This window comes from Pandoraea cepalis (genome assembly GCF_902459665.1).
Lineage (GTDB): Bacteria > Pseudomonadota > Gammaproteobacteria > Burkholderiales > Burkholderiaceae > Pandoraea > Pandoraea cepalis.
This window is the reverse complement of the sequence record NZ_CABPSL010000001.1, coordinates 21,846-36,641: the sequence shown is the minus strand read 5'-3', so window position 1 is coordinate 36,641 and position 14,796 is coordinate 21,846. Positions and strand designations below refer to the sequence as shown.

Genomic DNA, 14,796 nt, shown 5'->3' with positions numbered 1-14,796 from the left:
CGATGCACAGTTCGGGCCACCATGAACCGCATCCTACGGATAGACATTGCATCGGAAAAGCGGGAAAATTCGATGCCGTATATCGTGTTTTCCGGATCATCATCGCAAGGGCCACCATGAACCCCCGCGCCTTCGACCTCACGCAGTTGCGTACGTTTATCGCCATCCACGACGCCGGCAGCATTTCGGCGGCAGCGGAGCAGATCTTCCTGTCGCAATCGACGGTCAGCGAGCAACTTCAGAAGCTCGAAGCGCGCGCCGGCCAGCCGTTGCTGGTGCGATCGCGCAAAGGCATGCGTCCGACCCCGGCGGGCACGCGGTTGCTCACCTATGCACGGCAGATCTCGGCACTGTCCGAGGCGGCGTTCGAGGATCTGCAAGGGGTGCTGCTCGATGGCGAGTTGCGCATCGCCATCACCGACTATTACCGTCCGCACGACGTGGGCCGCGTGCTCAAGCGATTCACGAGCCTTTACCCGCGCCTGCGACTGCATGTGAGCGCCATGCAAAGTGCGCAGATCGAGCGCACCGCCCTGACCGGCGAACACTTCGACGTAGGGTTGGTGTTGCGTCTGATGAACGAGGATATCGGCCGTGGCGCGAAGGCGCTCGGCTACCGGACGCCGGGCACGCTGGTGCGCCGCGAGCGTCTCGTGTGGGCGATGTCGTCGACGCTGGGCGAGCCGCTGGGTGAGCCACTGCCGCTGGTGACAATGCCGCCGTCATGCACGCTGCAAAGCCTCGTCCTCACCGTACTGGAGCGGCACAACGTGCCCTATCGCATCTCCCACTCGGCGGCGGGCGTGGCCGGCATGCAGTTGGCGCTCGGCGCGGGGCTGGGGATTTCGTGCCTGAATGAATCGGCGCTCACCCCTGATCTCGTCGTGTGTCCACCGTCGCTTGGCCTGCCCCCGCTGCCGCGCGCGGAATTCCACCTGCTGCCCGGACGCGCCGACGAGACCGACCTGATCCGTCACGCCCGCAATGCGCTGCTGCGCCTCTTCGCGTGATACCTTTGCCCCCTGATCCCGATTTTGTCCGCTCATTGCGGTTGCCGTCATGCCGGAAGCCACGCCGATTCGTCTGAATTTCAACACCCGCCGCGCGCTGTTGTTCGCGCTGACGGCCGAGCGCCTGTCGGCCTTTTACGAGCATGGGCAATGGATGACCGACAAGCAGGGCGCGACGCTCGCGCAACTGTGGCTGTCGCGCTCGAAGCTTCAGCTACCGCTCGAAGAGCGCCGCCTGCTTTCAACGTTGAGCGACGATTTCGCGCGCGAACTGGCCGGCACGCTCTCGCGCGAAGCCGGCCTGTATACGGCGCATGAAATGACGGAATCGCTCGACGCGGACTATGCGTTTGCGTCGGCGGTGGCGCAGGATCTGTTGGAAGACTGCACGCGGCGCCTCATCGAGGCGGGAATTCCGGAGTCATGACGGCGTAGCGAATTCGAGGCGTTGACGGGGTTTATCAGCGCGCGCGTCACGCCATCATGCAACGATGCCACGTTCCTGTACGAGCACCCACGGCGCGACAACCACCGCCCAAAGCTCCGGCGTGCGCGCGGAGAAATCGGCGGCTTGCTCCGCCTGCATGCGCTGGACCAAGGCCGACGATAGCCATTGAGACACGGTGGCCTTATCGTCGTTGGCAACCGCCTCGGCGACCGATACGAGGTCGACGCCGGGCGCCACATACAGCAGCACACCGCGCGCGAAGAACGATTCCAGATCCTTCCAGTCGATCTTGGCGGTTTCACCGAGCAGGCGCAAATAGACGTCGCTGGCACCGGACGCGGCGGCTTGGGAAGCTTGAACTGATTGGGCGGGCTTGGGCGAATCCATGACAACGGGCTCCAGATGGCGCGGGTCGACGACAACGACTGCGCCGGGCAAGCGTAAATAACGAAAACCCGCATTGTAATGTGCCCCGGCATGCGCGACGGTGGTAGCATCGGAACCCCACGTAGCGCACCGGTGCCGCAGCGACATGGCACGACCGCCGCGGGGTGGCTAACGTTTTACCGAGGAACCGCATGTCCAAACAAAAAACCGATCCCAAGCTGGAACAAGCGCTGACGCGCGGCGATCTCGCCATGCGCCAGATCAACTCTGCCCGTGCGACCGCGCTGCTGCGCGCCCTGGGCGAGATGATCGTGGCAGCGTCGGCAACGATCGGCGTCGAAGCGGTGGTCGACGTGCCCAATGGCGACAAGGTCTACGACCCGGAAGAGGGTGTGTGGCCGCAGGCGCTCATGCTGTCGTTCGACGGCCCCATCGAAGAGGCCGACGAAGAAGAGCTGCGCACCGTACGGTTGAGCGCTGAAAAGTATCCGGAAACCTTCGAAGTGGTGTGGCACCGCGCCGATGGCAAGATGGGGCGCCATGAAGCGCGTCCGCTCGCGATGGTCGCCTTCCTGACCGATGTCGAAGTACCTTGGCTCGACGACGAAGCCTGATCCCGAATCGGTCCTGACACTGTCGCCGACGGTACGAGGGGGCGGCATCGCCGCTGTCGCGTGTGCTGCGTGCCGGTAAACCGCCGCCCGAGGCTCACACCTGGGCGGCGGTTTCGTTTGCGCAGGGGCTACACGTCGTAGCGTGCCGACGTTGCGCCATCCCCCGGTCGATCCCAGACTGCAATCACGAGTCCGATGGCGATGCAGCCCGCGCCGAGCATGCCTTCATCGCTCAGACGGTCGCCGAAGAGCGCGAATCCGAACAGCGTCGCGAACAGGGGATCGCTGGTCTCGATGATCTGCACTTTGCTGGCCTGACCGCCGGCTACCGCGCGCGTGGTGAAGTAGAAGCCCCCGATTGTCGGCAGCAACACCAGCGCGCATAGCGTCATCCAGGCCGCGCCGCTGGGCATGGCGAATCCCTCGCGCATCAGGGGTATCGACAGAAAGGCACTGCCGAACCCGAACAGCCAGACGAGCTGCGGCAATCCCGAGCCGATCCTGAACCACTTGGCGAGGAAGATGAACAGCGCGTAGCCGCATCCACCGGCCAGCGCCAGGGCGATGCCCGCGGTGCTGCCGTCGATGCCGCTTTCGAACAGGCCCATCACACCGACGCCGAGGACGATTGCCAGAAAGGCGGCCACCTTCCGACGCGTTGTCGTCTCCCCGAGAAACCGACCGGACAGCGCGAGCGTCGCGCCGCCCGCCGCATACGTGAGGAACGAGACGAGCGGAATCGATGCGTGCGAGAACGCCGTCGTCTCGAAGTAGTAAAGGCTGAAAATGCCGAGAAACGCGAGACATGCGAACTGCGGCCAGCGACGGGCCAGCCGAACGGTCTGCGTGCCGAGTTCGTGACGACAGGCGCAGAGCAGCGACACCACGACGAAGGCACCGAAGCATTTCCAGAAGGCGATCAACGCGGGCGTTGCCCCTTGATCGAATCCGGTTCGCGTCAACACGCCGATCGTGCCGTTCAGAACGGCGGCGACCATCGCGCAGACCTCCGGCCCGAAGCCAGCCGTCATCTGCGCGATGGCACGATGCCCGCGCGTATCAGATCGACGCCAGCGCAAACGTGCGGCCCGTCGCGAGCTTGTCCACGACACCGCCCTGCTTGAAATGCAACGCGTCGAATTCACCGAGCACGGTGGCGTTCTCGCCCTGCACATGCAGCGCCGTACCCTCTGGAATGGCAACGACGCGTTCGTCCGGATTGATCGCCAGATACTCGGCCAGACGCTCCTCGCGCGATTCGCCGTTGTGCCCCGTCGGCTTCCCACTGATGAAATGCGGATTCACCTGGAACGGAATCAGGTTGAGCGCTTTGAGCGTCGGCGGCTCGACGATCGGCATGTCGTTGGTCGTGCGAATGGTCGGGCACACCACGTTCGCCCCGGCGCTCCACCCCACGTAAGGCATCCCCGCGTTCACACGCTCGCGCAGCAGGCCCACGATGCCCGCGTTGTACAGGCGATCGAGCAGCACGAACGTATTGCCCCCGCCCACCACGACGGCCTGCGCCTGCTCGACGGCGGCGCGCGGATCCTTGTGATGATGAATCGACTCGAGGGCATAGCCCAGCCGCTCGAACGTCGGCTTCACGCGCGATTCATACTCGTCGTAGCTGTACGTGATGCCCCCGGCGTACGGCACGAACAACACGTGTTTCGCGCGATCCCTGAGCACCGCATGCACCTGATCGTCGGCATGCGCCAAAAAGCTCTGGCTGCCCTTGCGGGAACTGCTCATCATCAAGATCTGTTTCACGACGCATGCCTCCAGGGCAGATGTTTTCGGGGGAACGGCCCGGCGCGGGCGCGTCGCGCACCTTCGGCGCAAACGGTGAGTGTACCCGTCACCTCAACACAGGCACGACGCACCTCGATCCGCGTAGCGGTCGCCGCCGCGTACGGCGCCCCCCATTTCTCATGAAGTGAAATGCCATATCGAATGCTGCAACCGCACCACCCGCTTTCGGTATCCGACGCAAAGCCCCGTGGCGCCGGCCTCATACGCAAATCCTTATGCCGCCTATAAGTTGCGGGAGTATCACGACGCGAAATCCCGGGTTTCCGAGCGCCCGGAGAAGGATTACACTCAGGGTCTTATATAAGACTGCCCCTTATCGTCAACCACCCGGTCGTCATCCTCACGCCAACCGCGTGGGTGTCTCGGCAAGGTCACTGGACGAAATCGCGTCAACCTGGTTTTCAAACTCGAGTACAGCATCATGACTTCCACTTCCCAGCGTGGCGGCCTGACGGTCGCAGACAATCTGATCGCGTTCATCGAAAAGGAAGCCCTGCCGGGCACCGGTGTCGATGTCGATGCGTTCTGGAAAGGCTTCGACGCCATCGTTCATGACCTCGGCCCGAAGAATCGCGCCTTGCTCGCCGAACGCGACCGCCTGCAAAGCGAACTCGACACCTGGCACCGTGCCAACCCGGGTCCCATCGCCGACGCCGCAGCCTATCGCGCGTTCCTCGAAAAGATCGGTTACCTGTTGCCCGCGCCTGCCAGCGTGCAGGCCACCACGGCCAACGTCGACCATGAAATTGCCGAGCAGGCCGGTCCGCAGCTCGTGGTGCCGCTCTCCAACGCCCGCTACGCCCTGAACGCCGCCAACGCGCGCTGGGGCAGCCTGTACGACGCGCTCTACGGCACCGACGCCATCCCGGAAACGGACGGCGCAGAAAAGGGCACCGGCTACAACCCGAAGCGCGGCGAACGCGTGATCGCCTTCGCACGCGGCTTCCTCGATCAGGCCGCACCGCTGGCCGACGGCTCGCACAAGGACGCCACCGGCTACCGTGTCGAGAACGGCAAACTCATCGTCACGACCAAGACCGGCGAGACCGGCCTGGCCACGCCTGCCCTGTTCGTCGGCTATCAAGGCGACGCCGCGGCGCCGACGGCCGTGCTGCTCAAGCACCACGGTCTGCACTTCGAGATCCAGTTCGACGCCAGCCACCCGATCGGCAAGACCGACGCGGCGCATATCAAGGACGTGCTCGTCGAAGCCGCCGTCACGACCATCATCGACTGTGAAGACTCGGTCGCCGCCGTGGACGCCGACGACAAGGTCGACCTCTATCGCAACTGGCTCGGCCTGATGCAAGGCACGCTGACGGAAGCCGTGGAGAAGGGCGGCAAGACGTTCACGCGCCGTCTGAACGCCGACCGCGAATACACCGGCGCCAACGGCCAACCGGTGACGCTGCACGGCCGCTCGCTGCTGTTCATCCGTAACGTCGGTCACCTGATGACCAACCCGGCGATCACCGATCGCGAAGGCCGCGAGATTCCGGAAGGCATTCTCGACGGCGTGGTCACCGTGCTCGCCTCGCTGCATGACCGCAAGCATCGCCTGAACTCGCGCACCGGCTCGATCTACATCGTCAAGCCGAAGATGCACGGCCCCGCCGAAGTGGCCTTCGCCGATGAACTGTTCGGCCGCATCGAAGCGCTGTACGACCTGCCGCGCAACACGCTCAAGATGGGCATCATGGACGAAGAGCGTCGCACGAGCGTGAACCTCTCGGCCTGTATCGCCGCCGCCGCGGCGCGCGTTGCATTCATCAACACGGGCTTCCTCGATCGCACGGGCGACGAGATGCACACTGCGATGGAAGCCGGTCCGATGATGCGCAAGGGCGACATGAAGTCGTCGGCGTGGATCACGGCCTACGAGAAAAGCAACGTGCTCGTGGGTCTGGCCGCCGGCCTGCGGGGCCGCGCGCAGATCGGCAAGGGTATGTGGGCCATGCCGGATCTGATGCAAGCCATGCTCGAGCAGAAGATCGCGCATCCGAAGGCCGGGGCGAACACCGCCTGGGTGCCGTCGCCGACCGCCGCCACGCTGCACGCCCTGCACTATCACATGGTCGACGTGCAGGCCGTCCAGCAGGAACTCGAGAAGATCGACTACGCGAAGGAACGCGACACGCTGCTTACTGGCCTGCTGACGGTGCCGGTCGTGGCGAAAGCCGAATGGTCTGCCGACGAAATCCGCAAGGAGATCGAGAACAACGCGCAGGGCATTCTGGGCTACGTCGTGCGTTGGATCGACCAGGGCGTGGGCTGCTCGAAGGTGCCGGACATCAACGACATCGGCCTGATGGAAGACCGCGCCACGCTGCGCATTTCGAGCCAGCATCTGGCGAACTGGCTGCGTCATGGCGTCATCACGCGCGCACAGGTCGAAGAGACCTTCAAGCGCATGGCCGCCGTGGTCGACAAGCAGAACGCAGGCGACGCGCACTATCGTCCGATGGCGCCGAACTTCGACGACTCGCTGGCGTTCCAGGCGGCGAGCGCCCTGGTGTTCGAAGGGCTGACGCAGCCCAGCGGCTACACCGAGCCGCTGCTGCACAAGTACCGTCTGGAGCTGAAGGCGAAGCAACGCGGGTAATCGCACGACGATAAGTCGATCGGTTCGCGGCTTATCATTGGACGCCCGACGGGGTAACCTGTCGGGCGTCTTTGTATTTTAGGAGCCGGCTGCGTATGGACCCCGCCATCGCCCTGCAACGCGCCGAGCGTCGCGCCCTGTGGTTTCTTGTGGCCGCGCTGGTGATCTTCGTCGCCACGCTCTTCATGCCGGAGCACTTCGTCACGGGCTGGATCCGGGCTGCGGCCGAAGCCGCGATGGTCGGTGGACTGGCGGACTGGTTCGCGGTCGAAGCCCTGTTCCGGCGCATTCCGATTCCGGGGCTCGCGCGGCATACGAACATCCTGATTCGCAAGAAAGACGCCCTCGGCGACGGTCTCGCCCGCTTCGTGCGCGAGAAGTTTCTCGACACCCCCTCGGTCGTTCGGCTCATCCGGCAACAGAACCCGGCGGACGCCGTCGCGCACTGGCTCGGCTCGTACGAGAACACGCGTCAGTTGAGCGCGGTGCTGGTGAAAGTGGCCAGCGGGGTGCTCGATGTGATGGACGAGCGCAACGTGCAGGCCTTTATCCGCCGCGCGCTCGACACGATGATCGACCGGCTCGACCTGTCGCAATCGGCGGCCGCCATGCTCGACACGCTCACGCGCGACGGCCGTCATCAGGCGCTGCTCGATGAGACGCTCGACTACCTCGTTGAACTCCTGAACGAACCTCAGACGCGCGAATTCATTTCGGCGCGCATCGTCGACTGGCTCAAGAGCGATCATCCGAAGAAGGAGAAGGTGCTGCCGTCGGAGTGGATCGGCAACAAGGGCTCCGACATGATTTCGGCGGCCGTCACGCGCCTGCTGGCGCAAATGGAAGCGGACGAATCGCATCAATTGCGTCAGGCGTTCGATCGCGCGGTCGCGGGACTGATCGAGCGACTCAAGCATGACGCCGACTTTCAGGCGAAGCTCGACGCTTTCAAGACCCAACTGAAAGGCGACACCGCGTTGAACGCCTATGTCGGCGGTCTGTGGAACGAGTGGCGAAGCTGGGTGAAGCGCGACCTCGCGCGCGACGACTCGGTGATCGGCGCCAAGATCACCGGCGCGGCCGCGTGGATGGGTCAGGAGCTGGCGCGAAGCGACTCGCTGCGCAAAGCGCTCGACGCGCAATTGCTGGATGCCGCCGAGCGCATGGCACCGGGCTTTGCCGACTTCGTGACGGAGCACATTCGCGCAACGGTACACGGCTGGAACGCCGAGCACCTGTCACAGCAGATCCGCCTGAGCGTCGGACAGGACCTGCAGTACATCCGCATCAACGGCACACTCGTCGGTGGACTGATCGGCGCCGTGCTCTATTTGATTGCCCAGGCACCTGTGCTGCTCGCGCGCGGCCACTGACGAGCATCGGCGTCGGACCGGGTAGCAAACGCGCACCGCTCAACCGGACAGAATCTGCCGCCGCCCCCTTTTGCTGCGTTGCGCCGACCGTTGCGCGAATACCGGCCAACCCTAGGGAAAACCCGTGGTTTTTTCGCAACGCAGCGACGTTGGCACCTCGTGGATTGCAGGATTCCGAAAAACCAATGAAAATCAATTACTTAATTCGAGCAATAGGGGTGGATGCCACCGATCTGACGCGGATCACGGCACGAATTAGAGGGAAATGTCGCGGCGCGCAACAACTTGTTTGATCTGACGGGGTTTATCGCGAAGTGCGACAGCAGTAGAGTGACAACATGATGAAGTCAGTCGACGTCGTGGCTCGCAGGGTGCACCGCACCGCGGACGACGCCGGCTCGTACAGGAGCATTACCATGGCTGCCCTCGGTTCTTTCCTTCTGCTGGCGAGTGCCTCGCTGCTCACCGCGTCGTATCTGCGCAGCCGTGCCGCGCGTACGCGCCGTCAGCAAGCGCGCGTGACGCGTCGCTGAACGCTTCGACGCCAAGCGATACCGGGCGCATCACTGCGGCGCATATTGTCTGGGCTCGTTGTCCTGCACAACGAATCAGGCTTTTCGACGTTTGATTGTTTCATTTTCAGCAATACTCCCTTCTCCGGGAGCGCATTTTTCTCCTTGCTGCGTGGGCGTAGATTGGCGCCAATGACGGCGCCCATGGTGGACGTCTCGCCAGACAGGAGAAATGAAAATGAAGTCCATTCTGATCGCTTCGGCCTTCGCTGCCGCGCTGTTGAGCGCAGGTGCCACGAGCGCCGCCGAGAATGCCCAATCGGCTGCCCAACCGCAGCAACCCCAGACGCAAGCGCAAGTTCAAGTGCAAACGCAGGCCCAGCCGGGTGCCGTGGCAGCCACCACGCAAACGACGACCGTCGCCCCGGCCTATGAAGTCCCGGGCCGCGTGAATCGCGCCGGTTCGATCTACTTCGGTCAGTAAGCTGCGCAATAAAACGGCAAGCCGGGGCGCTGCCCACCGGCCTGCCGAATTCCCGATGCTCGGGCACCCCACACGCCTCCCCGTCCCGTCGTTCCCCCTCAGTAGGTTCGCTTCATCGCTGCCGCACACGCGGCGGACAGGCATCCCACCGCCAGCACATACACCGCGATCCACCACGGTTTGTGACCGCCGTATTCGAGCAGCGTCGCCGCCACCAACGGTGTGATCGAGCTGGAAACGATTCCCGACACTTGATACACGACCGAGATGCCCGTGTAACGAACTCGCGTGTCGAACAGTTCGCAGAACATCGACGCCTCGGGACCATAGACGAACGCATATACAACGCCCAGCGGCACAATCACCGCGAGCGACACCCACCAGACGCTCGTCGCATAGTGCATCACCGCCAATGCCGGTATTGCCGACACGCCACAGGCCAACGCACCCCAGCCGAACACTCGACGGCGTCCCACGCGGTCCGACAGCTTCGCGGCATACGGAATCGTGACAATCAAGACCATGGCCGCGAGCGTGACCGCCAGCAGGATCGGCGTCTTCGGAAAGTGCAGCGTGCCAACGAGATACGAGATGGCGAACACCGCATAGACATTGAACACCACGCCATCGATGTAACGCGCGCCCCAGCCCAGCAGCACGTTACGCCGGTAATCGCGTGCAATCTCCGAGAGCGGCACATGCGCGACGCGCTGACTTTCCTTGATGCGCGCGAACTCGGGCGTCTCCAGCACGCGCAGCCGGATGAACATGCCCACCGCCACGAGCACCACGCTGAGCATGAACGCCAGACGCCAGCCCCATGCCATGAACTGTGCATCGGTCAGTGTCGACGAGAGCAGCGCGACCACACCGGTCGACAGGCACAACCCCACGGCGAGCCCGATCTGCGGATACGCCGCGAACCGCCCGCGCCGGTCGCGCGGCGCATACTCAAACGCCATGAGCACCGCGCCGCCCCATTCGCCGCCCAGTCCAATGCCCTGCAACAGACGCAGGAAGAGCAGAATCAGCGGGGCCGCCATGCCAATACTGTCGTAGGTCGGCACCAGTCCGATCAGGAACGTCGACACCCCCATGATGGAGAGCGTGACAATGAGCAATGGCTTGCGTCCCAACCGGTCGCCGAAATGGCCGAACAGGATGCCCCCGATCGGCCGCGTGGCGAATCCCACCGCGTAGACCGTATAGGCGAGCGCGGTGGCAATGAAGGCATCGCCGCTGGGAAAGAAGAGCTTGTTGAAGACGAGGCCTGTCACGGTGCCGTACAGGAAGAAGTCATACCATTCGACGGTCGTGCCGATCAGGCTGGCCAGCGCGACCGTGCGCACCGCTTTTTCGGCGGAGACGGCATCGCTGCCGCCCACGCCCGTGAGAACCTGTTCCATTGCGCCTCCTGTTGATGCGCCGCGCCGTGGCGGCGCGCTGCGACGCACCGGTCTGCGCCGGGCGTCTGTCTCCTGGATGTCTCAGTGCCGCCTTTGGATCGCGCGGCTATGTTTTGATGATGCGGATTACGGGGACTGCGGGTAAGACGCGAAAACACGCATGCGCGCGAACGCATACGACCGTAGCGGCCACCTGACGATCAGGCGGTGGCGCCGATGAAATTGCGTCCGCGCGGGCCGTCGAGCGCGGCGGCGATCATCGCGCTCGATTCCGGCTCGGACACGCCATAGGCCGAAAACTCGGTCGCCACGCCCAAACCGTTGAGCAACGCGGTGAGCTTGTCCGGGGCGCGGCCAATGTCGCCGTCGAACACCTGCGCCAGCACCGCGTCGCGATCGGCACGGCGGCCTATCGCCAGACGCATCACCGCCGGCAAGGTGAACGAGCACGCAATGCCGTGCGGGAGTCCATGTCGAATCGTCATGTCGTACGAAATGGAATGCGCCAACGCGGTCTTCGTGTTGGAGAACGCCATGCCCGCTTGCAGTGCCGCGAGCGCCGCCTGAGCGCGCAACGTCTCGTCGTCCAGTGACACCATCAGCTGCGGCAACACGCGCATCATGTCGCGCGCCGCCGTCACGGCGAAGGTGTCGGAAATCGGATTGGCGTTGACATTCCAGATCGCCTCGAGCGCGTGCGAGAGGGCGTCGAGTCCGCTTTGCAGCGTGATGGCGTGCGGCAGCGAGCGCGTCAGTTGCGGATCGACAATCGCCGCCTCCGGCCACGTCTCGGGTAAATGCAGCGAGTACTTCTTGTGCTTCACATGACGATCCCACAACGTGGCCCACGGGGTGACTTCGCTGCCGGTGCCGGCCGTCGTCGGAACGGTGATGAGACGCTTGGTCCGCGATGGCCGAAAGTCGCCCCCCGCATCAAGCGCATCGACGAGCGTCGCAAAGCGATCATCCTCGCCCGCGACCATCAACAGCTTGGCCGTGTCGAGCGCGCTGCCGCCGCCCAGTGCCACGATCACCTCGCACTGGCCGTACCGCCGCCAGAAATCGCTGTACATCGGGGCGAGTTCGCGCACATCCGGGTTCGGGCTGACACGATCGATCGTCCCCGCCAGCCGTTGCCCAAGCAGCGCTTCGACTCGTCCCGTCATGCCGAGCGCCCGTGCTTCGGGCATCGTGACGAGCACAACCCGCCGCTCGCCGACCAATTCGGGCAACTGAGCAAGGGCACCCGCACCGAAGCGAACATCGACCGGATTATGGAAACGTGAACATGCAGTCATGGTGAGGAGGTGCCGCAGCACCCGCGGGCGCTGCGATCGATTGACGAAGATTGAGCTGGATTATGGTGAGGACCGTCCTATACTTCCAATTCACAATTTTTCGTCAAAGTATTGGTAAAACCTATACCTCGTCACGGGAGCGTCATCGATGCGGATTACCCAACTGCGCTCGTTCCATGCGGTGGCGCACCACGGCAGCGTGACGCGCGCGGCCCAGGCGCTGCATGTGAGCCAGCCCACGATGACCACGCAGATTCGTGCGCTGGAGGAGACCTACGGTGTCGAACTGTTCTACCGGCACGGTCGTGGACTGACGCTCACGCCCACCGGAAAATCGTTGTATGCGGTGAGCCTGCGCATCTTCTCCGACGAAGCCGAAGCGCTTGGTCTGCTCAAGGAGCACGGTGAGCTACGCACCGGCGAACTACGCCTGGGTGCCGTCGGACCGCATCACGCGATGGAGATCGTGGCGGCATTCCAGCCGCGTTACCCCGGCATTCGCATTTCCATGCGGCCGGGCAATTCCGAAGAGATGATCGAGAGCCTGCTGGCCTATCGCACGGACGTGGCGGTGCTCGCGCGCTATCACGACGACGCGCGTCTGCATGCCGTGACCTACCGCACCCATCCGGTCGTGCTGTTGGTGCCGCGCGCGCACCGCTTCGCCAAGCGACGCAGCGTGCCGCTCGCGGCGCTGGCTGACGAGCCGATGCTCATGCGCGAGCCGGGATCGACCACGCGGCACGCGCTCGAAGCGGCGTTGCAAGCGGCGGGGGTGACACCGACCGTGGCGATGGAGATCGGCAGTCGCGAAGCGATTCGCGAGGCGGTGATTCTGGGGCTGGGAATCGCTGCGGTGTCGGCGCGTGAGCATACGCCCGACGCGCGACTTGCCACCGTATCGATCAGCGACGCACGCGTGGAGACGACAACGGTCGTTGTGTGTCTGGCGCAGCGGCGAGCGTCGCGAGCGATTGCGGCGTTTCTGGAGGTCGTGGCGGGACTGGTGTAACGCCCGTGGGTATGGCGTGGGCAGTGCCTGGCACGCCGCCCACGCAAGACGTCACCTGACCGATTACAGATATTGGCTCGCCGCCAGCACGACGCCCGAGGCCACGAGGCAGTAGATGCCGAACAGATACCAGCGGCCGTGTTCGAGCCAGCGCGACAACCAGCGCAGCGCCACCAGACCGGCAAGGAAGCTGAACACCATGCCGACGAGGCTCGGCGTGAGCACCGTCATGTAGTGACCGGAGAACGATTGCGCGCCGCCCGACTTGTACAGGCGATACGCCTCCTTGGCGATCACCGGCGGCGTGAGCACCACGGCCAGCGCGAAGCTGAATTCCTCGACACGGATTTTATCGAGCCCGCGCATCATCCCCGTCGAGATGGTCGATCCCGAGCGCGAGAAACCACGGAACGGCAGGCACAAGCCCTGCACCGCGCCGATCCAGGCCGAGTCGGCACCGCGCAACGGGCGATCGCCCATCGGCGGACGCTTGCTGCCCGAAATCAGAATCAGGATGCCCGCCATCGCGAGGCCGCCGGAGATGATGTACAGATTGCCGAACAAGTGCTCGATCTCGGCGTGTTGGGAGCCACGCATCAAGACCTTCTCGATAAACAGCATCAAGGCCAGCCCGATCACGCCCGTGAAGCCCGTCGCGATGACGACTTGCTTCGCGTTATGCATGAAATCGTGCTTCGACGAGAAATAGCGCTCGCGCCACGACTTCCAGAAATAGACGATGACGGCGAGCATCGTGCCGGTGTGCAGCATGACGAGCAATAACGTCATGGCGGGCGCCGACGGGTCGAGACCCATCAGTTTCTCGGCCATGATCACGTGTGCCGAACTCGACACGGGAAGCAACTCCGCCACGCCCTGCACAATCGCGAGCACGAGCACTTGCAGATAATCCATGCGAAATCCTTGTGAAATGGGCAAGGAGCCTACGCCGGATACATGACACTTTCGTGACGGTCACATGACGGCGGCGCCGGTTCCCTACCCACCACCGGCTGCCGCGCATGATACTCCAACAGACGTGTCACGAAGTGGGCAAGTGAGCCGTTTCCGACGGGTACCTTGGGTCAAGGCGGCGCGACTTGCCCACCGGAAATCCACAGCTTGGTCACAGGTGCGCCACAGCTTACCCACAGGGTTATCGACAGATTTGTCCACAGGGCGCGACGCATCGCAAAGGGGGACGCACAAAACAAAATCGGCCACGCGAAGTGGCCGATTTGTGATCGGAGGCGCCGCCCCGGAGTCGCGACGCGCCGCACAGGCGCTGGCTCACGGGAGGTGCCGCCAGTACTGCGATGGGTGACGCGAATCAGCTACCGAAGTACGTGCTGCCGGCAAGGGCGAGGTTGATGATCGACCCCGGGGTCGCGGCTACCGCTGCAGCGCCCGAGTTGGCGATCGACTTCGGATAAACCGAATCGTGTTGCTGCAGCAGACCGGCTTGCTGGGCTTGCGCCAGTTCCTGACCGACCTGAGCGCGGGTCAGCATGCTGGTTTGCGGCACCCACGAGAATTCCGTCGGGCCGTCGAAGGCATCGCTGGCAAAGGCCGAACCGGCCGACACGGCCAACACTGCGGAAACCAGGGCTGAGGTAATAAGAGCGCGCTTCATGATGTTTTCTCCTGTCTGTTTGAGTCGCGGCGATGTTCAATTCATCGTCGACAATTGCAGTCTATTGGCATCGGCATGCGCAATAAAGATGATATTCGTCCATGTTAAATTGCTGAATATGAAATAATAGGGTTGACTTTGGGCGATTCTGCCCATCTCAGTGCGCGCACACTTACGCGCCCAATGAAAACGGGACGCCATC

General features: G+C 63.7%; 14 protein-coding genes. 7 read left to right on the top strand and 7 right to left on the bottom strand.

Annotation, left to right across the window (positions count from 1 at the left end; translation table 11 throughout):
• Nucleotides 1–116 precede the first annotated feature (116 nt).
• Together PCE31106_RS00105 and PCE31106_RS00100 are read left to right on the top strand one after the other, a co-directional pair.
• Nucleotides 117–1,010: a LysR family transcriptional regulator gene (locus PCE31106_RS00105; protein WP_150561973.1), complete on the top strand. Its 894-nt coding sequence runs from the start codon at nt 117–119 to the stop codon at nt 1,008–1,010.
• A gap of 49 nt (nt 1,011–1,059) precedes the next feature.
• A complete protein-coding gene (locus PCE31106_RS00100) occupies nt 1,060–1,437 on the top strand; it encodes a hypothetical protein (protein WP_017233698.1) in 378 nt (125 codons plus the stop codon).
• Nucleotides 1,438–1,491: 54 nt separating this feature from the next.
• Here PCE31106_RS00100 and PCE31106_RS00095 read toward each other — a convergent pair whose 3' ends face one another.
• The gene (locus PCE31106_RS00095) at nt 1,492–1,845 is read right to left on the bottom strand and encodes a DUF2288 domain-containing protein (RefSeq protein ID WP_150562493.1); all 354 of its coding nucleotides are present in this window, start codon (nt 1,843–1,845) and stop codon (nt 1,492–1,494) included.
• Nucleotides 1,846–2,036: 191 nt separating this feature from the next.
• On the opposite strand from PCE31106_RS00095, the gene PCE31106_RS00090 reads away from it, so the two are divergent.
• Nucleotides 2,037–2,459, top strand: a complete 423-nt coding sequence (locus tag PCE31106_RS00090; RefSeq protein WP_017233700.1) for a hypothetical protein — start codon at nt 2,037–2,039, stop codon at nt 2,457–2,459.
• 128 nt (nt 2,460–2,587) lie between these two features.
• On the opposite strand, the gene PCE31106_RS00085 is transcribed toward PCE31106_RS00090, so the two are convergent.
• Complete coding sequence (locus tag PCE31106_RS00085; protein ID WP_254440865.1) at nt 2,588–3,457, bottom strand: DMT family transporter; 870 nt, start codon at nt 3,455–3,457, stop codon at nt 2,588–2,590.
• Between the two features lie 61 nt (nt 3,458–3,518).
• Nucleotides 3,519–4,232 carry a dipeptidase PepE gene (gene pepE / locus PCE31106_RS00080; protein ID WP_150561971.1) on the bottom strand — a complete coding sequence of 238 codons (714 nt, stop codon included), beginning with the start codon at nt 4,230–4,232 and terminating at the stop codon, nt 3,519–3,521.
• A gap of 463 nt (nt 4,233–4,695) precedes the next feature.
• Between pepE and PCE31106_RS00075 the strand changes: the two genes are divergently transcribed.
• The 3 genes from PCE31106_RS00075 (at nt 4,696) to PCE31106_RS00065 (ending at nt 9,245) form a co-directional block, all read left to right on the top strand.
• Nucleotides 4,696–6,876, top strand: a complete 2,181-nt coding sequence (locus PCE31106_RS00075; protein WP_150561970.1) for a malate synthase G — start codon at nt 4,696–4,698, stop codon at nt 6,874–6,876.
• 95 nt (nt 6,877–6,971) lie between these two features.
• Nucleotides 6,972–8,249 carry a DUF445 domain-containing protein gene (locus tag PCE31106_RS00070; protein ID WP_150561969.1) on the top strand — a complete coding sequence of 426 codons (1,278 nt, stop codon included), beginning with the start codon at nt 6,972–6,974 and terminating at the stop codon, nt 8,247–8,249.
• A 750-nt stretch (nt 8,250–8,999) separates the two neighbouring features.
• Entirely contained in the window at nt 9,000–9,245 is a 246-nt protein-coding gene (locus PCE31106_RS00065; RefSeq protein WP_150561968.1) for a hypothetical protein, read from the top strand.
• Nucleotides 9,246–9,343: 98 nt separating this feature from the next.
• Here the strand turns inward: PCE31106_RS00065 and PCE31106_RS00060 are convergent, their stop codons facing one another.
• Both PCE31106_RS00060 and psrA read right to left on the bottom strand, forming a co-directional pair.
• On the bottom strand, nt 9,344–10,651 hold the full coding sequence (locus tag PCE31106_RS00060; protein ID WP_150561967.1) for an MFS transporter: 1,308 nt from the start codon (nt 10,649–10,651) through the stop codon (nt 9,344–9,346).
• 200 nt (nt 10,652–10,851) lie between these two features.
• The gene (psrA, locus tag PCE31106_RS00055; RefSeq protein WP_150561966.1) at nt 10,852–11,949 is read right to left on the bottom strand and encodes an iron-containing alcohol dehydrogenase PsrA; all 1,098 of its coding nucleotides are present in this window, start codon (nt 11,947–11,949) and stop codon (nt 10,852–10,854) included.
• A gap of 148 nt (nt 11,950–12,097) precedes the next feature.
• On the opposite strand from psrA, the gene PCE31106_RS00050 reads away from it, so the two are divergent.
• Nucleotides 12,098–12,961, top strand: a complete 864-nt coding sequence (locus PCE31106_RS00050; RefSeq protein ID WP_017233711.1) for a LysR substrate-binding domain-containing protein — start codon at nt 12,098–12,100, stop codon at nt 12,959–12,961.
• A gap of 63 nt (nt 12,962–13,024) precedes the next feature.
• Here the strand turns inward: PCE31106_RS00050 and PCE31106_RS00045 are convergent, their stop codons facing one another.
• Together PCE31106_RS00045 and PCE31106_RS00040 are read right to left on the bottom strand one after the other, a co-directional pair.
• Nucleotides 13,025–13,876: an undecaprenyl-diphosphate phosphatase gene (locus PCE31106_RS00045; RefSeq protein ID WP_017233712.1), complete on the bottom strand. Its 852-nt coding sequence runs from the start codon at nt 13,874–13,876 to the stop codon at nt 13,025–13,027.
• A gap of 415 nt (nt 13,877–14,291) precedes the next feature.
• A complete protein-coding gene (locus PCE31106_RS00040; protein ID WP_150561965.1) occupies nt 14,292–14,594 on the bottom strand; it encodes a DUF4148 domain-containing protein in 303 nt (100 codons plus the stop codon).
• Nucleotides 14,595–14,796 lie beyond the last annotated feature (202 nt).